General features: G+C 68.0%; 18 protein-coding genes. 9 read left to right on the top strand and 9 right to left on the bottom strand.

Annotated elements, in window-relative coordinates:
• Window positions 1-18: 18 nt before the first annotated feature.
• From ACIHAX_RS23970 to ACIHAX_RS23980, 3 genes are all read right to left on the bottom strand, one after another.
• Window positions 19-417 carry a hypothetical protein gene (locus ACIHAX_RS23970; protein WP_397279630.1) on the bottom strand — a complete coding sequence of 133 codons (399 nt, stop codon included), beginning with the start codon at window positions 415-417 and terminating at the stop codon, window positions 19-21.
• A 104-nt stretch (window positions 418-521) separates the two neighbouring features.
• Complete coding sequence (locus ACIHAX_RS23975) at window positions 522-731, bottom strand: DUF397 domain-containing protein (protein ID WP_397279632.1); 210 nt, start codon at window positions 729-731, stop codon at window positions 522-524.
• Window positions 728-1,609: a helix-turn-helix domain-containing protein gene (locus ACIHAX_RS23980; RefSeq protein WP_397279634.1), complete on the bottom strand. Its 882-nt coding sequence runs from the start codon at window positions 1,607-1,609 to the stop codon at window positions 728-730. The genes ACIHAX_RS23975 and ACIHAX_RS23980 overlap by 4 nt, the downstream gene beginning before the upstream one ends.
• Before the next feature lie 264 nt (window positions 1,610-1,873).
• Between ACIHAX_RS23980 and ACIHAX_RS23985 the strand changes: the two genes are divergently transcribed.
• The 7 genes from ACIHAX_RS23985 (at window position 1,874) to ACIHAX_RS24015 (ending at window position 9,503) form a co-directional block, all read left to right on the top strand.
• The gene (locus ACIHAX_RS23985) at window positions 1,874-2,206 is read left to right on the top strand and encodes a hypothetical protein (protein ID WP_397279636.1); all 333 of its coding nucleotides are present in this window, start codon (window positions 1,874-1,876) and stop codon (window positions 2,204-2,206) included.
• A gap of 11 nt (window positions 2,207-2,217) precedes the next feature.
• Complete coding sequence (locus tag ACIHAX_RS23990; RefSeq protein ID WP_397279638.1) at window positions 2,218-2,577, top strand: hypothetical protein; 360 nt, start codon at window positions 2,218-2,220, stop codon at window positions 2,575-2,577.
• Between the two features lie 853 nt (window positions 2,578-3,430).
• On the top strand, window positions 3,431-4,720 hold the full coding sequence (aceA, locus tag ACIHAX_RS23995; RefSeq protein WP_355071838.1) for an isocitrate lyase: 1,290 nt from the start codon (window positions 3,431-3,433) through the stop codon (window positions 4,718-4,720).
• 222 nt (window positions 4,721-4,942) lie between these two features.
• On the top strand, window positions 4,943-5,815 hold the full coding sequence (locus ACIHAX_RS24000) for a 3-hydroxybutyryl-CoA dehydrogenase (RefSeq protein WP_355071840.1): 873 nt from the start codon (window positions 4,943-4,945) through the stop codon (window positions 5,813-5,815).
• A 286-nt stretch (window positions 5,816-6,101) separates the two neighbouring features.
• Window positions 6,102-8,408, top strand: coding sequence for a 5-methyltetrahydropteroyltriglutamate--homocysteine S-methyltransferase (metE, locus tag ACIHAX_RS24005; RefSeq protein WP_355071842.1), 2,307 nt, complete (start codon window positions 6,102-6,104; stop codon window positions 8,406-8,408).
• Between the two features lie 106 nt (window positions 8,409-8,514).
• Window positions 8,515-8,937 carry a VOC family protein gene (locus ACIHAX_RS24010; protein WP_364424389.1) on the top strand — a complete coding sequence of 141 codons (423 nt, stop codon included), beginning with the start codon at window positions 8,515-8,517 and terminating at the stop codon, window positions 8,935-8,937.
• Window positions 8,937-9,503 carry a TetR/AcrR family transcriptional regulator gene (locus ACIHAX_RS24015; RefSeq protein ID WP_397279641.1) on the top strand — a complete coding sequence of 189 codons (567 nt, stop codon included), beginning with the start codon at window positions 8,937-8,939 and terminating at the stop codon, window positions 9,501-9,503. Before ACIHAX_RS24010 ends, ACIHAX_RS24015 begins: the two co-directional genes overlap by 1 nt.
• Here the strand turns inward: ACIHAX_RS24015 and ACIHAX_RS24020 are convergent.
• Entirely contained in the window at window positions 9,493-10,818 is a 1,326-nt protein-coding gene (locus ACIHAX_RS24020; protein ID WP_364424386.1) for a tetratricopeptide repeat protein, read from the bottom strand. The two genes, ACIHAX_RS24015 and ACIHAX_RS24020, sit on opposite strands and share 11 nt — an antisense overlap.
• A gap of 112 nt (window positions 10,819-10,930) precedes the next feature.
• A complete protein-coding gene (locus ACIHAX_RS24025; protein WP_397279643.1) occupies window positions 10,931-11,497 on the bottom strand; it encodes a TetR/AcrR family transcriptional regulator in 567 nt (188 codons plus the stop codon).
• Between the two features lie 102 nt (window positions 11,498-11,599).
• On the opposite strand from ACIHAX_RS24025, the gene ACIHAX_RS24030 reads away from it, so the two are divergent.
• Window positions 11,600-12,910 (top strand): hypothetical protein, encoded by a 1,311-nt coding sequence (locus ACIHAX_RS24030; protein WP_397279645.1) that lies wholly within the window; start codon window positions 11,600-11,602, stop codon window positions 12,908-12,910.
• Between the two features lie 121 nt (window positions 12,911-13,031).
• On the opposite strand, the gene ACIHAX_RS24035 is transcribed toward ACIHAX_RS24030, so the two are convergent.
• Window positions 13,032-14,228: an AI-2E family transporter gene (locus ACIHAX_RS24035; protein ID WP_355071851.1), complete on the bottom strand. Its 1,197-nt coding sequence runs from the start codon at window positions 14,226-14,228 to the stop codon at window positions 13,032-13,034.
• Between the two features lie 72 nt (window positions 14,229-14,300).
• Entirely contained in the window at window positions 14,301-15,353 is a 1,053-nt protein-coding gene (locus ACIHAX_RS24040; RefSeq protein ID WP_364424378.1) for an NAD(P)-dependent alcohol dehydrogenase, read from the bottom strand.
• Between the two features lie 158 nt (window positions 15,354-15,511).
• On the opposite strand from ACIHAX_RS24040, the gene ACIHAX_RS24045 reads away from it, so the two are divergent.
• Window positions 15,512-16,636: a trypsin-like peptidase domain-containing protein gene (locus tag ACIHAX_RS24045; RefSeq protein ID WP_364424376.1), complete on the top strand. Its 1,125-nt coding sequence runs from the start codon at window positions 15,512-15,514 to the stop codon at window positions 16,634-16,636.
• Between the two features lie 6 nt (window positions 16,637-16,642).
• On the opposite strand, the gene ACIHAX_RS24050 is transcribed toward ACIHAX_RS24045, so the two are convergent.
• Both ACIHAX_RS24050 and ACIHAX_RS24055 read right to left on the bottom strand, forming a co-directional pair.
• Window positions 16,643-17,209: a vitamin K epoxide reductase family protein gene (locus ACIHAX_RS24050; RefSeq protein ID WP_355071856.1), complete on the bottom strand. Its 567-nt coding sequence runs from the start codon at window positions 17,207-17,209 to the stop codon at window positions 16,643-16,645.
• Entirely contained in the window at window positions 17,206-17,985 is a 780-nt protein-coding gene (locus ACIHAX_RS24055; protein ID WP_356962631.1) for a thioredoxin domain-containing protein, read from the bottom strand. Before ACIHAX_RS24055 ends, ACIHAX_RS24050 begins: the two co-directional genes overlap by 4 nt.
• Between the last annotated feature and the right edge of the window lie 69 nt (window positions 17,986-18,054).

The following is an 18,054-nucleotide window of genomic DNA, read 5'->3' on the forward strand; positions in this document are numbered from 1 at the left end:
GCCCATGCGCATGCCCGCTCAGCGGCCCAGCCTGCCGTACGGCACGAGATACCCGGGATCCGTTCGGCTTCGCCAACCGCGCTCGGTCGGTTCCAGCGCCCGGCCGCTGGCAGTGGGGTCCTTCGGCCACGGCTCGCTTATGTGAATCTGAATGTCGTCCTGAAGGATTCGCACCAACTCCATCGCGAAGCCCTCTGCCGTGCCGCTGCCCGACTTGGTGGGGTCGAGCGCCGCGGAGGTGCCTGCATCCGGCACTCCAATGCTCACCCAAGCTTTCGGTACCGGGCGATCGGACTGCTCGCCGAATCTCCGCCAGTCCTCGGTGTACTCGGTGCTGATCTGTGCCGAGAACCCCAGGGATTGCTCGATATCAGCGGCCAGCAGCCGGGCACCTCGGACTGCTTCGTCTACGTCCATGACCTCATCGTGCGAGTTCTACGGAGTTCTCGCGACGCACAGCGGCCCGTACCCGAGAATGCATATTGAAGTACGGGCCGCGTCTTGGCGAGCAGGAAGCGTGCTCACTCTGAGAAATCGAACCCGCCATCGGTGATGGTTGCCGTGAAGGCGTCCCAGTCGGAGGGCGTGAAGATCAACGCTGGGCCGGTGGAGTTCTTGGAGTCACGGACACCGACCATGCCCCCGGTGAGATGTGCGACCTCGACGCAGTCTTTGCCAGTGCCGCTGCGACTGCTTTTGAACCACTTCGCCGTCGATAGGTCGGCACTCACGCTCCGTACTCCTCTGCAATTGCCACCAGCAGCGCCCGGGACTCGTCCTCGCTCAGTGCCGCGCTCTCGACACTTGACCGCGCGGTCTGGTACTGCTCGATCTCGTCGGGTTTGTCCAGGTACAGGGCCCCAGTGTAGCCCTCGACGTAGACCACGGGCGGCTCGGTCAACGACGGGTTCGGGTGTTCGGGAAACTCCAGCAAGACAAAGGAACCTGCTTCCAATCCGAGGTAGGAACCGGCGTTCAGTGGAACGATTCGGATGGATACGTTCGGCAAGCGGCTCAGCTCCGCCAAATGACTGGACTGGGCTGCCATGACCGCAGTGCCGCCGATCTGGTGGCGCAACGTCGCCTCGCTCAGTCTCACGTCGAGGCTGAATCGGTCGGGTGGTTCCTGAAGGCGCGCTTGTCGTTTGGTGAGCAACTCTATGTGCCGCTCGATCGCGTCATCGGTCAACGCTGGGATGAAGGCTTTGGCGACGGCACGTCGGTAGTCGGCTGTCTGCACCAAACCTGGCAGCAACGTTAATTGAAACGACGTGACATGGCAGGCCGCCTGTTCGAGCACGACGAACAGGTCTGTGTTGGCAAACATCGCGTCGCTGTAGGACTGCCACCAGCCGGTCTTACGTGCCTCTTCCGCCAGCCAGAGCAGCGCCTGCCGGTCGTCGTCAATCGCGTCGTACACATCGCACAGTGCTCGGATCACCATCTTCTTGACCATGGCGACTTGGCCGTTCTCCAAGCGCCACAACGTTTGTGAACTCATCTCCGACAGCTTGGCCGCCTTGTCCCTGGTGAGTCCGGCGTGCTCGCGCAACTCGAGCAAGCGTCGAGCCAGCAGTCTGCGTGGCAGAGTCGTCGTCTGGGCTGCCATGCGAACCCCCACCCTTCGTTAGCAGTGCTACGTGATCATTCCAGTTGATCTGGAGTGAATCCATCCGAAGCAAATCATATTGTTATTACTCCATTTTCGAGCTTGATGGTGCTGTACTCGGTGTGCGGCAGGCGGCTGGGATGAGCGAGGTAGCCACGCCGGGGCCGCAAATCAGACGAATCGCTTCGAAGATATTGGGGGTATCCGATGAATACGCAGCTTGTGAATGTCGGGTCGGCTCTCCGCTCGACCGTGAGCGGGGAAGTGCCGAAAGCAATCGGGCTCGTTCGCAACGACGTGTCCGGCCCGGACGCACTACGGCATGCCGATGCAGTGCGGCGGCATGCTCTCGCGCTCGGCTACCGATACGTCTATACGGTTCGTCCACCGGTCGATGTCGATGATCCGATCGGGTACGTGCTCGCGATCGCGGGCGGGCTAGAGATCGAGGTGATCGTTGTTTTCGATCTCGAGCATGTGGACAACCGGCCCGCGTTGGTCTGTGACGCGGGGTTCGATCTGGAAACTGTTTGCCCGCAGTGCACTTGGGCGCGGTCGGCGCAGGCTGGGCCGAGGGTCGGAGCAGGGGCGGCGTGATGAATCGACACGTGATCGTCGTTCCGCCGCGCGCCTGCGCATCCGCTGATCTCGAGGTGGCGCACCAGCAGATGCAGCGTCATCGTGCCTGCCGGATCGAGCAGTGCGCCTGGAAGTGGGTCGCCTACTGCACGTTGGTGCAGAGCGGCCGGATGGTGCCGCAGCAGTTCAGCCCGCGAGAGCGGGCTCATCGTCGCGGTATCGCCTTCCCCATCGACCACAGCGAGCGTGGACCGGCGCTCGAGGGGACGCCGGACGTGGTGACCTTTCAACAGGTGCTCGACGGGCTCGCGCGGCCGGCGCTGTCTACACCGGACGCAGACAACAGCTGCGCCGTGGAAGGCGAGCGGCCGTGGGCGTGTGGCACATAGTGCAGAGCGTTCTCGCCGTGGTCGGGGGTGGCGCGTTCGCCGCGGTCGGGATCGCGTGTGTCTGGCCGATCGCCCGGCCGCGCCGTCCCGGCCCCGCGCGCGGGGCCACCCGAGCCCGTTGTTCGTTGCGGTCGGTGACCTGGCCCGAGGCGTGGACGTGTAACCGGCCGGGGCGAACATTCACGCTCGCGGACGCTCATCGCGCGATGCAGTTGCATCGTGAACACGACTGTCCCCGCAAGCGCGCCGCCTTCGCGGCATTGGTCGCGGCCGGGCGGATGACGCCGGACTCCGCGCGACGACACCGGCTATGGGGATGGTCCGAGGAATCCGACTGACGGCTTTCGGGGGCGCATGGTGGGGTGCCGAAGCGGGCATGGTCGGGTGCCGAAGCGCGCATGGCGGGCAGCTGTGGAGCGCGCATGGCGGGCGGAGAGACACGCTCCGGGTTCGGAACCGAGGAAGCCGGGCGATCGGAGCCGGTGATCGACGCGTGGCGTGGGCCACAGTGGTCCTGTGAAGGTCCTCACAGTTGGGAATGGCGGAGCCGGGATAAGGGGGCCGCTCGCCGATCGCTAACAGTACAAGCGTTACGCTAAAATCCCACGTCAGAGCTACCGGCCGGTAGATTGCACTACTGCAATTCGAGGGCAAATTTTGCAGACTTAGCAAAGAGGGCGGAAAACCTAGCTCAGATTCACACTAACAACAGGTAGACGCCTATTTCTTCATGTGCCATCGTGTGGAAGTACACCCCAAGGGCCTAGCAAGCCTGCAAATCGCCGCTCCAGCAGTACGAGCTGTTTCGTAGCTCGACCGGGCGGCAGCACCGAACGAGGAAGTGGAGTCACAGATGTCGACCACCGGCACCCCGAGGACCACCGCGGAAATCCAGAAGGATTGGGACACCAACCCGCGCTGGAAGGGCGTCACCCGTAACTACACCGCGGAGCAGGTGTCGAAGCTCCAGGGCACGGTCGTCGAGGAGGCCACCCTCGCCCGCCGCGGCTCGGAGATCCTGTGGGATCTCGTCAACAACGAGGACTACATCAACTCCCTCGGCGCTCTCACCGGCAACCAGGCGGTCCAGCAGGTCCGCGCCGGCCTGAAGGCCATCTACCTGTCGGGTTGGCAGGTCGCCGGTGACGCGAACCTGTCCGGCCACACCTACCCCGACCAGTCGCTGTACCCGGCCAACTCGGTTCCGTCCGTGGTCCGCCGCATCAACAACGCGCTGCTGCGCGCCGACGAGATCGCCAAGGTCGAGGGCGACACCTCGGTTCAGAACTGGCTGGCCCCGATCGTCGCCGACGCCGAGGCCGGCTTCGGTGGCGCGCTGAACGCCTACGAGCTGCAGAAGGCCATGATCGCCGCCGGCGCCGCCGGTGTGCACTGGGAGGACCAGCTGGCCTCCGAGAAGAAGTGCGGCCACCTGGGCGGCAAGGTGCTGATCCCCACCCAGCAGCACATCCGCACCCTGACCTCCGCGCGTCTGGCCGCCGACGTCGCCGACGTGCCGTCGGTGATCATCGCCCGCACCGACGCCGAGGCCGCCACCCTGATCACCTCGGACGTGGACGAGCGCGACCGTGAGTTCCTGGACGGCACCCGCACCCCCGAGGGCTTCTTCGGTGTGAAGAACGGCATCGAGCCCTGCATCGCGCGTGCCAAGGCCTACGCCCCCTACGCCGACCTCATCTGGATGGAGACCGGCGTGCCGGACCTCGAGGTCGCGCGCAAGTTCGCCGAGGCCGTCCGTGGCGAGTTCCCGGACCAGCTGCTGGCCTACAACTGCTCGCCGTCCTTCAACTGGAAGGCGCACCTGGACGACGCGACCATCGCGAAGTTCCAGCGTGAGCTCGGCGCGATGGGCTTCAAGTTCCAGTTCATCACCCTGGCCGGCTTCCACTCGCTCAACTACGGCATGTTCGACCTGGCCTACGGCTACGCCCGCGAGGGCATGACCGCCTTCGTCGACCTGCAGGAGCGCGAGTTCAAGGCCGCCGCCGAGCGTGGCTTCACGGCCATCAAGCACCAGCGTGAGGTCGGCGCGGGTTACTTCGACACCATCGCCACCACCGTGGACCCGAACACCTCCACCGCGGCGCTCAAGGGCTCCACCGAAGAGGGCCAGTTCCACTGAGCCGTTCGAAAAACACAACTGGTGCTCGCCAAGGGAAGTGAGGTTCCCGACGTGAAAACCGACAATCCTCTACTCCGGTAGGGGTGTACTGCCCTCCCCGCTGAACAGCCCCGGCGGGGAGGGCATCCCTATACCTTGGACCATCGAAGGGCGCGCTCACACCGGAGCGACACCTTCGCAGACCAGCCACCCCAGAGCCAGACAACCCAGCAGGAGCGGGACGTGAGCAGCGAAAAGATCCAACGCGTCGGTGTCATCGGCGCCGGCCAGATGGGCGCCGGAATCGCGGAGGTGTGTGCCAGGGCGCACGTCGACGTACTGGTGTACGAGCAGACCCGGGAACTGGCCGCGGCGGGCCGCGCGCGCATCCTGCGGTCCCTCGATCGCGGCGTGAGCAGCGGCAAGATCACCGAGCGCGAACGCGAGCAGGCCGCCTGGCGGCTGCGGTTCACCTCCGACCTCGGCGACTTCGCCGACCGTCAGCTGGCGGTCGAGGCGGTGCTCGAGGACGAGAAGGTGAAGACGAGCATCTTCGCCGAGCTCGACAAGGTCGTCACCGACCCTTCGGCCGTGCTGGCCTCCAACACTTCCTCCATCCCGATCATGAAGATCGCGGTCGCCACGGCGAACCCCGAGCGCGTGGTCGGCATGCACTTCTTCAACCCCGTCCCGGTGCTGCCGCTGGTCGAGCTGGTCACCACGCTCAAGACCAGTGAGTCGGTCTCCGCGCGGGCCGAGGCGTTCGCGGGCGACGTGCTCGGCAAGCAGGTCGTGCGCTCGGCCGACCGCTCCGGTTTCGTGGTCAACGCGCTGCTGGTGCCGTACCTGCTGTCGGCGATCCGGATGGTCGAGTCCGGCTTCGCCACCAAGGAGGACGTCGACAAGGCGATGGTGCTCGGCTGCGCCCACCCGATGGGCCCGCTGGCGCTGACCGACCTGGTCGGCCTGGACACCGTGAAGTCCATCGCCGACTCGATGTACGGCGAGTTCAAGGAGCCGCTGTACTCGGCACCGCCGCTGCTGATGCGCATGGTCGAGGCGGGACTGCTCGGCAAGAAGACCGGCGCGGGTTTCTACCAATACAACAATCGCTAGATCTCTGAAGTCTCGCGTCCGAGCGTCCGTTGCCCGCGCCCGTGGCGAAGGCGCAACGGACACTCGGACGTGAGACGGGCCGCGACCGGTAGGAAACGGCGCCGGCGAACCTCGACGCGGAGTCGACCAGAAATCGGTGTCGCCGGGCCGTTGACGGCAATCGGCATAAGCTGCACAACAGCCGGGCCATGGTGACGGCTCGGCTGGGTATCCGGAGCGCAGCGCCGGGTCGATCCGTCGATCCCGGCAAGGGCCGCGCAGGTGATCGAAAGAAGGTATCCCGCTCATGGTGAACGTGACCGACGGCTACGGGTCGAGCATCCTCGGCTATCCCAGGATCGGGCCGCACCGCGAACTCAAGCGGGCCCTGGAGGCCTACTGGCACGGTTCGCTCGACCGAGAGAAGTTGCTCGCGGTCGGCCGTGAGATCCAGGAGACCCAGTTCAACGAGCTGGCCGCTACCGGACTGACCCAGGTGCCGGGCAATACCTTCTCGTTCTACGATCACGTGCTCGACAACGCGCTGTTGTTCGGTGCGGTGCCCAAGCGGTTCGAGCCGTATCGCGAGGGCCTGCATCCGCTGGACTTCTACTTTCTGATGGCGCGCGGCCGTCCGGACCTGCCGCCGCTCGAGCTGGTCCGGTTCCTGGGTACGAACTACCACTACCGCCAGCCGGAAATGGACGCCGACACCGAGTTCTCGCTGCACCCCGAGGCGCTGCTCGACGAATTCGACCGCGCGAAGGCGGTCGACATCGAACTGCGGCCGGTGGTCCTCGGACCGGTGTCGCTGCTGCTGCTGTCCAAGGCCGGGCACATCCCCGGCGAGTCGGGCGGATTCGACACGCTGAGCCTGCTGGACAAGCTGCTGCCGGTCTACGAGGAACTGTTCGAGATCCTCGCCAAGCGCGGCGCCACCTGTGTGCAGCTGGACGAGCCCGCGTTCACCAGCGAGCGCACGCCCGCGGAACTGGCCGCGTTCGAATCGGCCTATCACCGGTTGGGCAGGGCCCCGCTGCGTCCGCGCATCCTGGTCACCGGACAGTACGGCGATTTCGGTGAGGCGCTGGCCATTCTCGCGAGCACGAACATCGAGGCGATCGGCCTCGACCTCGCCAGTCACCGGATGCGCCCGGAGGATCTGGCCGAGGTGCCCGGCATCCGCCGCAAGCGCTTGTACGCGGGCGTGATCAGCGGCCGCAACGTGTGGCGCGCCGACCGCTACGTCACGCTGGAATACCTGAACGAACTGGCGCAGGTGTGCCCGGACCTGGTCGTCTCGACCGGGACCACGCTGCTGCACGTGCCCTACGACCTGCTGGTCGAATACGACATCGAGGGGCATGTCGCCGATCGGCTCGCGTTCGCGAAACAGAAGGTGGGCGAGGTGGTCTCGCTCGCCAAGGCGCTCACCGAAGGCCCGTCGGACAAGTGGCGCAAGCGGCCGACCGAGGTGCACTTCAAGCAGAAGCACGCGGTGCGGCAACGGGTCTACGCGATCACCTCGGACATGCGCTCGCGGGAGCCCTACGAGGTGCGCCGGGAAGCCCAGCAGCGCAAGCTGAACCTGCCTCCGGTGCCTGCGACCACGCTCGGCTCCTTTCCGCAGACCGCCCGGATTCGCCAGGCGCGCTACGAGCTCGGCGAGGGCAGGTTGTCCTACGAGGAGTACCGCAAGCGGATCGAAGCCGAGATCGAGGCGACGATCCGGTTGCAGGAGGACATCGGCCTGGACGTGCTGGTGCACGGCGAGCACGAGCGCAACGACATGATCCAGTATTTCGCCGAGCTGCTCGACGGTTTCGCGACCACCCGCTTCGGCTGGGTGCAGGTGTACGGATCGCGCTGTGTGCGGCCGCCGATCATCTACGGCGACGTGTCGCGCCCGGCGCCGATGTCGGTGGAGTGGATCACCTACGCGCAGTCGCTCACCGACCGGCCGGTCAAGGGCATGGTGACCGGGCCGGTCACCATGATCGCCCGCTCGTTCGTCCGGCAGGACCAGCCGCTGCACGAGACTGCCGACCAGGTGGCGCTGGCCATCCGCGACGAAGTGGTGGACCTGGAGAAGGCGGGCATCGCGATCATCCAGGTCGACGAGCCCGCGATCCGGGAGATGCTGCCGCTGCGCCCGGAGGGGCGCGCCGAGTACCTGCGCTGGGCGATCGGCGCGTTTCGTCTGGCCACCTCGGGGGTGCAGGCGGAAACGCAGATCCACACGCACATCGGGTATTCCGGCCGCGCCGAGGTGGTCGAGGCGATCGAAGAACTCGACGCCGACGTCACCGCCATCGTCGCGACGCGCTCGATCGAATGGGTGCTGCGTGCGTTGAAGGAGGACTGCGGCTCGGGGCACGGGCTCAGCCACGGCGTCGGCCCCGGCGTGTACGAGAGCCGGTCCGCGCGTATCCCGGACATCGACGAGCTGGACGAATTGCTCACGGCGGCAGCCGAAGCGGTGACGCCGCAGCGGTTGTGGGCGAATCCGGACGGCGGCCTGAAGACCAGGCACTACTGGCAGCTCGAGCCGTCGCTGCGCAACTTGGTCGCGGCGGCGCGCCGCATCCGCAGACGGGTGGAGTCCGCCGAGTGAGCTGAGGCAGAACGCGCCGAGGGCCGTCTTCGTTCGATCGAACGAGGGCGGCCCTCGGTGTTTTCCGAGACATATTTCAGTACAGTTCGTACTGTATCGTTGAACTATGGACACCGACAACGGCTGGCCGGAGTCACTGCGCGTCGCGCAGGTCAGGATCGCCCGCCCGACCGACCGGCTCGAGGAAGTGGTGCGGTTCTACGTCGACGGGCTCGGCCTGCGCGAGCTCTACCGATTCCGCGACCACGCGGGCTACGACGGCGTGATGCTCGGATTGCCCGGGGCCGGATACCACCTGGAATTCACCACGCATGTGGACGGCAGCCCCGGCGATGCGCCGAGCCGGGAGAACCTGTTGGTGCTCTACTTCACAAGCGAGTCGCACATGTACGACGTGGCGCAGCGGCTCGGTGAGTTCGGCGTCGAGCCGGTGCCCGCCGAGAATCCGTTCTGGGCGGCCAACGGCGGCTTGACCTTTCCCGATCCGGACGGTTGGCGCGTCGTGCTGATGCCGCGACCGGTCTTCTGATGGCGGGACGAACCCGCGACGACCGCATCGACGCCGCGGTGCTCGCCGCCGCGAAGGAACTGCTCGACGAGGTGGGATACGCGGACCTGTCCATCGGGCAGGTCGCGGCCCGTGCGGGTCTGCACCGTCCCGCGATCTACCGCAGATGGCCGTCGAAGCGGCACCTGGTGGTCGACGTCGTCGCCGAAATGCTCGGCTTGCGACCGACCCCGGACACCGGCGACCTGCGCGCCGACCTGAACCGCGCCATGCGGGATCTGGTCGCGGCACTGCGTGATACGTCGCTGCACCGGGTGTTGCCCGCGCTGGTCGCGGACCTGGCGGGTGACGAGCGGTTGCGCGCCCACTTCCTGGCCACGGTCTTCGAACCGCGGCGGCGGACCACGGCGACGGCGTTGCGCTCGGCCATCGCGCGCGGCGAAGTGGACCCGGGCATCGATCCGGATTTCGTGCTGGACGCGGTCGCCGCGCCGATCTATTACCGGGCGTTGTTCGGACACTTACCGCTGACCGATGAACTCGCCGAACAGTCGGTCACGGCAGTGCTGCGCGCGATCACTCGTTGACGGCAGGCAGCGCGCTGAGCGTCGCGAGCACCTCGGTCGCGGCATTGGCCACCGCTTCGACCTCGGCCATCGCCAGCGCGGCCGCCGTGGCGGCCCGCACGCGCGGCAGCAGTGCCAGGCAGGCCGCTGCGGCGGTACGGTCGGCCGGGGCGAGCTCGGCGTCGTCCTCGGCGGCGGATTGCCATGCCGCGGTGGCGATCACCTCGTGCAACCAGTTGAGCAGCTCCAAGCGCAGCGGTTGCGGATCGCGCAGCCAGGCGCGGACATAGGTCACGTCGGTGCGCTCGTGCAGCAGGGCGCCGAGCACGACTTCGGCGGCGGGCGCGGTGACCGAGTAGATCGAACCCTGGTGCAGCACCGCGGAGTACAGGAAGACGATGCCGCGCGCCTGGTCCTCGACAGCCGCGCTGATCAGGTCGGCGAGCATGGCGGGGGCATCGCTCGCGGATCCGTGGGCGTGCGCCAGCCCGGCCCAGTCCGTCTCGCGCAGCACGGTCGCCGCGCGTTCGTGGTAGATCGGCGCGAGCGCGGCCGCCGCCCGGACGCGAGCTTCCGCGTCCGTCGAATCGAGTGCGCGCTGGAATGCCGCCAGCGCCACGTCCGGCTCGCCGAGTTGTTCGCTGAACACCCCGATATCGAAACTGGCCCGCGCGGCCACCGCGGGATCGTCCGAACCGGCCAGGGACCGGCTCACCTCCCTGGCCCCCGGCAGATCGCCCGCCTCGCTCAGATGCTGGACGAGATCGCCCGCGACGATGAGCGACTGATCCTCCGGCCAGCCGTCGATGACGGCGCGGTAGGCGGCCTTCACGCCGTCCAGATCGTCCTCGGAGCGCAGAAGGTAGGCCAGGTTGGACAAGGCGAGCCGGGCGATGTCGCCCGGGCCCGCGTCGATCGCGTGCTGGTAGGCCGTGCGCGCCGAATCCGAGTCCCCGCGCTTGGCGCGCGAGTAGCCGAGATTGATCCACGCCCGCGGCGCCGCGTCGGGATGGCCGGATTCGGCGGCGCGCTCGTACATCGCCTCGGCTGCCGCCGTGTCGCCGCGCTCGGCCAGCAGCAGGCCCAGGTTGTAGGCCGCGCGCGGCCCGGCGTCCTCATGGCCGGAATCGACCGCGACGTGGTAGGCGCCTTCCGCGGCCGGTTTGTCACCCGCCGCGCTCAGCAGTCCGCCCAGCTCCGCGGCGGCCAGCGGCGCCCAGTTCGGATGGCCGGAGGCGATCGCGATCTGGAACGCCTCGCGCGCGGCCGCCACGTCGTTGCGCCTGCGGTGCATCTTGCCGAGGTCGAAGGCCAGGTCCGGCGGCCGCTTCAGCATTGTTCCCATTCCAGCCTCGGCACCGAGTGGTGCGGATCCTTTTCCGAGAGTTCTACATCGGCGCGCGATTCATGGCTACCCGTGGCGTGGGATAGGCCCGGTGCGAGACGGTTCAGTCGGGGCCGATCTCGGTGGCCAACGTGCGCAATCCGGCGATCAGCTCGTCGGGCGACGGCGCGTGGTCGGGATCGACCAGCCACTGGGCCATGAGACCGCCGATCAACGCGTGCAGCACCGCGCCCACGGCGCGGTCGGCCTCCGCGCCGCGGCTCGGGCCGAACAACTGCCAGAGCTGCTGGCGCGCGTGTTCCTCCGCGGTCGCCAGCTCCGCGCGTACCTCGGGGGAGTGCAGCGCCTGCGCGAGGCCTTCGATATTCGCCGACCAGAGCGGCCGGTCCTCGGTGAACGACGCGATGAGCTTGCGCCAGAAGACTTCCAGGCGCGCCGCGGGCGTAACGAGGTCGTCCTGCGGCAATGCCTCGGCGATTCGCTGCACCGCCTCCGTGCTCGATTCGATCATCGCCTGGTTGAGCAGCTTGTCCCGGGTGCCGAAGTGATAGTTGATCGCGGCCAGGTTGCTGCCGGAGGCGGCGACTATCTCGCGCACGGTCGTGCGTGCGTAGCCGCGCTCGGCCAAGCATTGCTTGGCCGCGGCGAGCAGGTCTTCGCGGGTTCCCACTCCAGCACCTTAGCAAGGGGCCATACGTGCGTTTATAACGTACGTTTCAAACAGGCGTATGTGACAAGCGTTTCAAACGTACGTATGGTGGGGTGCGTCCGCATGAGAAGGAACGAGATGATGACCGATCACCGCCCCCTGTCCCCCTTCGAAAGCAGCTACTTCGGCTCCGACACCAGAATCGGCAGCATCCCGGTGGGTGGCATGCCGCTGTTCATCGGTTCGACCGTGCAAGGCGTCCTCGACGTGTCCGCGCTGCGCCGCGTCCTCGCCGAACTGGCGGCCGCGCACCCACTACTGCGCAGCCAGGTGATCGACGCCGAAGGCGCGAAATGCTTCCGGCGCGACGAGTCCTATCGGCCGCGCTTGACGATCACCGAGGGCGGCGAGCCGGAGTACCTGGAATTGGTGAATACCCCCCAGGACTGGACCGGCGGGTTGTTCCACGCGCATCTCCTGCGCGACGGCGACCACGATCGGATCGTGCTGGTCATCCACCACGGAATCGCCGACGGCAGATCCGCTTTCGCGCTGCTCGCCGAGCTGTGGGAGCGCTACACCGCGCAGGTGACGGGCGCGCCTGCGCCACAGGCGAATCCGGATCAACGCTTGCCCGAGGCAATGGACACCGGGCTGGCGCGGATCGTCTCCGACGAGGAGGTCGCGGGCCTGCTCGACCTGATGAGCGCGGGCGTGGCCATGATGAGCCCGGATCTCGCGCCACGGCACCTGCCCGAGCTCGGCGACGGCGCGCACCGGCCGAAGCGGTTGACCCTGGACCGGATCGAACTGGACGAGAGCGAGACCGCCGCGGTGATCGCCGCCGCCCGCCTCCACGGTGTCTCGGTGAACAGCTTGGTCACCGGAGCGGCGCTCGCCGCCTTCCGCGCGGAGCTGGAGCCGTCGGCGGGAGCGCTGCCGATGATCTGCGGTCACGCGGTCGACGTGCGCGCGGAACTCGTGCCGCGGCTGCCCGCGAGCACCGTACTGAACTGCGTGTCGGGAGTGGGCACCTACGCGCTCGTAGAACCGGAAGCCGATCCGATCGCGCTGGCGCATACGGTGGCGTCGGGCATGCGCGCCTCGGTCGAGCGCAGAGAAGCACTGCTGGTGATGCTCGCCGCCCAGCGGGTCACCGACCCGGTGACCGCCGCGCTGTTCTCCTCGCCGAACACCTTCGCCATCTCCAATATCGGTCGCCTGCCCGCGTTCTCGACCCCACCGGGGCTGCGTATCGTCCGCAACGACGTCTTCGCCATGACGGTGGGCATGCCGCCGAAGCTGACGGTGTTCACGGTCGGCGACCGGATGACCATCCAGGTGGAGTACGACACCGCACGGCACAGCCGGTCGCAGCTGGGCGCGGTGAGCCAGGCGCTGACCCGGACGTTGGCCGCCGTTCGCGCCGCCTAGCCACGCGCCGTCGCCGGTTCCCTCCGATGGCCTGCCAGTGCAGATGCCACGACGCAAGCGGGATGGGGCGGGTACGAACTCGACAGGCCGGCGACGCCCGCGATCGGCTCCGGTCGCGGTCTCACTCCGCGGGCGGCTCGTGACGGTCGGCCAGGCGAATGGTCAACTTCCTGGCGAACTTCCGGCGGCGCTTGGGTGAGCCGGTCCGGCGATCGATGTCGGCCTCTACGTCGGCCGGGACGTCATAGCGGCGGATGTAGGCGCCGGAGAACGCCTGCACCGTCGCGGTGACCGGAATGGCGAGCAACGCGCCCGTGGCGCCGAGCAGCGCCGCGCCCGCCAGCACCGCGCCGAAGGCCACGGCGGGGTGCATGTCCAGGGTGGTCGCGGTGATGCGCGGTTGCAGCACGTAGTTCTCGAACTGCTGGTAGAGCACGATGAAGCCGAGGATCCACAGCGCCGTGCTCGGCCCGTGCACCAGACCGACGATCACCGGAAGCGCACCGGCGAGATACGTGCCGACCGTGGGGATGAACTGCGAGACCACACCGACCCACAGCGCGAGGGCGAACGCCGACGGCACGTCCAGCAGCCGCAGCATGACGTAGTGCGCGAGTGTCGAAGCGAGCGCGAGCAGTGCGCGCGAGTAGATGTAGCCGCCGGTCTTGTCCACCGCGATGTCCCAGGCGCGCAACACATGCCGCTGGCGGCGCGGCGGCAGGAGCGAGCAGACGGCGGTGCGGATCCGGGGACCGTCGGCGGCGAAGTAGTACGTGAACAGCAGGATGCCGAGGATCTGGAAGAGCGCGCCGATCGCGGCCGTGCCGATGCCCCAGACGTTGCCCGCCAATCCGGTGAGGTAGCCCTCCAGGGTCGAGCTCCAGTCGGTGGCGTACTTCTGGATGTCCGTACTGGACAGGTCCTTGTGGAAGGTGTGATTGATCCAGTCCACGCCGCGGTCGGCGTATTCGGGGGCGTGCTGCACCAACGTGGTGACCTGCTCGACCAGCAGCGCTCCGAGCGTCCAGAAGAAGCCGACGACGAGTGCGGTCAGGACGAGGAACACCAATCCGGTCGCCGGACCACGCCGCATGCCGCGCCGCGCCAGCCAGTTCACCGCCGGTTCGATCGCGAAGGCGAGAAACAGCGAGACGAGCAGAATCGTCAGCAGACTCCGCAGTCGCTCGAGCACCCAGAAGGCCGCCAGCAACCCGGTGACCGTCGCCGCGGCGAGCAGGAACGCGCGCGGCAGCCACGGCGGCATGCCGCTTGCGGCGATGGCCGGTCGTGGCGTCTCGTCTTCGTCCTCCGCAGGCACAAGGCCAAGGTACCCACGCGACGACCGGTTCGCGCACGACACCGCGCGGCCGCACCGGTGGAGCGAGCGGGCTCACATGGTGGAGACGTCGATGACGAACCGGTAGCGCACGTCGCTGGCCACCACCCGGTCGTAGGCGCCGTCGATCTCGTCGGCGGCGATCAGCTCGATCTCGGCGCCGATGCCGTGCTCGGCGCAGAAGTTCAGCATCTCCTGGGTCTGCGCGATGCCGCCGATCATCGAGCCCGCCAGGGAGCGGCGGTACCCGGCGAGGTTGAGCGCCTTGACGCTCAGGGGCTTCTCGGGCAGGCCGAGGACCACCAGGGTGCCGTCCAGGTTCAACAGGCGCAGATAGTCGTCCATGGGCAGGTTCGCCGACACCGTGTTGAGGATCAGGTCGAACCGGCCGCGCAACTCGCGGAAGGTCTGTTTGTCGCTGGTCGCGTAGTAGTTGGTGGCGCCGAAGAGCTTGCCGTCGTCCTGTTTGCTCAGCGAGTGGCTCAGCACCGTGACCTCGGCGCCCATCGCGGCCGCGAGTTTGACCCCGACGTGGCCGAGTCCGCCCATGCCGATGATCGCGACCTTCTTGGCCGGCCCAGCGCCCCAGTGCCGCAGCGGCGAGTACAGCGTGACGCCCGCGCACAGCAGTGGCGCCGCGACGTCCAGGCCGATCCCTTCGGGGATGGCGACCACGAAGTTCTCGGTCACCACGATCTGCGTGGCGTACCCGCCGAGGGTGTGGCCGCCGGGCTCCACCGCCGGATCGACCGGGGTGTTGTAGGTCATGGTCGCGCCCGCGGTGCAGTACTGCTCCTCGTCGGCGAGACAGGGCGCGCAGACCCCACAGGAATCGACCATGCAGCCGACGCCGACGCGGTCGCCGACCCGGTGCTTGGTGACCGCGGATCCGACCGCGGCGACCACGCCCGCGATCTCGTGGCCCGGCACGCAGGGGTAGCGGGTTCTGCCCCACTCGTTGCGGGCGGTGTGGATGTCGGAGTGGCAGATGCCCGCGAACTTGATGTCGATCAGCACGTCGCGTGGACCCAGGTCCCTGCGGTGGATCGTGACCTTCTCGAACGAGCCATCGGCGGTGGACAGGGCATAGGCGGCGGCAGTACTCATGAGGACATGCCTACCGTCGCATGGGTGCGGTTGCCAACTGTGACACGGAAAAGGCACGCTCACGAGCTATTTTTCCGGCGGGCTGCACGGTTCGATGATCTTCGGCGGCGCGCACCGGCGACAATGGATTCGGGAGGTTCGGCCGAGGCGGGAGAGCCATGGACGAAAAACGGCAGCAGTGGATCGGGGCGCGTCGCGCGCCCGGTGGTGGCCGGGTGTTCGTGCTGGTCGTCACCCTCATGCTCGTGGTCGCCGCGTTCCTCGGGTATCGCGGCGATCTCCCGGACCGCGACCGGCCCGGCCCCGCCGGGACGGCGGCCTCCGTCGCGTTCGTCCCGCCCGAGCCGCTCGACGCGGGACTCGTCACCGCGGTGGTGCGCCCGGCGCTGGTCAACATCAACGCCTCTGCCGAGCGATCCGGGCCAGGTGCCGCGGGCTCCGGCATCGTCCTCACCGCCGACGGCGAGGTGCTCACCAGCCACCACGTGGTCAAGGGCGCGGACACCGTGACCGTCACCGACGTGGGCAACGGCAAGGTCTACGACGCGGCGGTGCTCGGCTACGACGCCGACGCCGACATCGCCCTGCTGGACTTGGCCGCGGCCAACGCGCTGCCGACCGCGACCATCGGCAGTTCGGCCGGATTGCGGCTGCGTGAGGAGCTCTTGGCGATCGGCAACGCGGGCGGGACCGGCGGCACGCCCACCGCGGTGCACGGCCCGCTCACCGACCTGGACAGCGCGATCGTGGCGATCAACGCCGCCGATCTGTCGCGCAAGGCGCTCAACGGGATGCTCGAGGTCGCGGCGGCGGTCACGCCGGGACAGTCCGGCGGAGCCCTGGTCGATCACAAGGCGTCCGTCGTCGGCGTCATCGCGGCGGCGTCGGGCGACGGGGCGCGCACGGCCGACCACCCGGCCAACGGCTACGCGGTGCCGATCGATGCCGCGATGCGAGTGGTCCAGCAGATTCGCTCCGGCACCCCGACCGACACCGTGCACATCGGCCCAACGGCCACGCTCGGCGTGCTCGTCTCCAACGCGCTTCCGGCCGGTACCGGAGCGCGTGTGGACATGGCGATCTACGGCATGCCCGCCTATACCGCCGGTCTGGCCGCCGGGGACGTGATCACCTCGCTCGACGACCACACCGTCAGCAACGCGCAGTCGCTGCGCATCGCGCTGAACAGGCGCAAGCCCAACGAGACCGTCCGATTGGGCGTCACCGGCGCGGGCGGCGCGCGCACGGTGCCGGTGGCGCTGGTCGCGGGGCCGCCGAACTGATCCGGATCAGACCAGCGACAGCCAGTAGTCCTGGAAGCGCAGGAACACCAGCAGCAGCACGACCGCGTAGAACAGCGCGACGATCGTCCAGCGCCACTCGGCGAGCACCCCCAGCGGACCGCGCGAGCGCCCCCACAGCTGATCGGTGCACACCGCGAGCAGCGGCGTGATGATCGCCCACACCACCATGCAGTACGGGCACAGCGCGTTGATCCGGTACAGGCTCTGGAAGATGAGCCAGCAGATGAAGCCGACCCCGAGCAGGGTGCCCAGCCACAGCCCGCCCCAGACCCAGCGCGGGAAGCCGACCCCGGCTACCGACAGCACGCCGAGCGTGACGACGACCGTGAACCCGACGATGCCGATCAGCGGGTTCGGGAACCCGAAAACCGCGGCCTGATCGGTCACCATCACCGACCCGCAGGACAGGATCGGGTTGATGCTGCACGACGGCGTGTAGCCGGGATCGGTGAACAGCTTGAACCGTTCCACGGTCAGCGCCACGGCGGCCAGCCAGCCGGCCAGCCCACCGATCAACAGGACCCACGCGGCCCGGGGCCCCGCGGTGATCACTGGCCCGCGGCGGCGCTGATCACGGGTGCGAGACCGCCTGCGCCGAAGACCTGCTGGCTGGACTCGACCTTCTTGCCGTTGACGAACACCGACGGGGTCGACTGGATACCGCTGTCCAGCACTTCCTTGGTGCGGGCCTGGACGTACTTGTCGTACTTGTGGTCGGTGATGCACTGGGCGATCGCGTCGTCGGTGTAACCGGCGCTCTTGGCGATCTGGACCAGCTGATCGTCGGTCAGGCCCGCGCCGCCCTCCGGGGGCTGCTGGGCGAACATTGTCTTCAGCCAGGCCTGGTACTTCGACGGGTCGGCCTCCGCGACGCAGTAGGCGGCGTTGGCCGCGCGCGAGGAGTAGCGCGTGGTGGACGCCTTGTCCAGGAAGGCGATGATGTTGTACTCGACCACCGCGGTGCCGTTGGCCACCGCTTCCTCGAGCACCTGTCCATTGGCCGCCTCGAAGGCCTTGCACGCGGGGCACTGGAGGTCGGCGACGACCCGCACGGTGACCTTCGCGTCCGGCTTGCCGACGCGGACGGCGCCGTTGTCGGTGATCGAGGCGGGTACGGGGCCCGCATTCGCGGTGCCGGTGGCGGCGATGGACGGAGCGGGGCCGGGATCGTCCTTGTGCGCCTTCTTCACCGCGATGCCGATGCCGATCGCCGCGATCAGCGCGACGAGCACGGCGGCGACGCCCACCTGGATCAAGATCTTGCGGTTGCGGTCGGCGCGTTCCGCCGCCAGCAGCGGGTTCGACTTCCCACCCTGGTTCTTGCTCACCGTGCGCTCACCACGCCTTTCGCTCGCCGGACGGTTTCTGCCGCCACGATCGTAGATCCGCCGACCATC

It is taken from the genome of Nocardia sp. NPDC051929, from assembly GCF_044548645.1.
GTDB classification, from domain to species: domain Bacteria; phylum Actinomycetota; class Actinomycetes; order Mycobacteriales; family Mycobacteriaceae; genus Nocardia; species Nocardia sichangensis.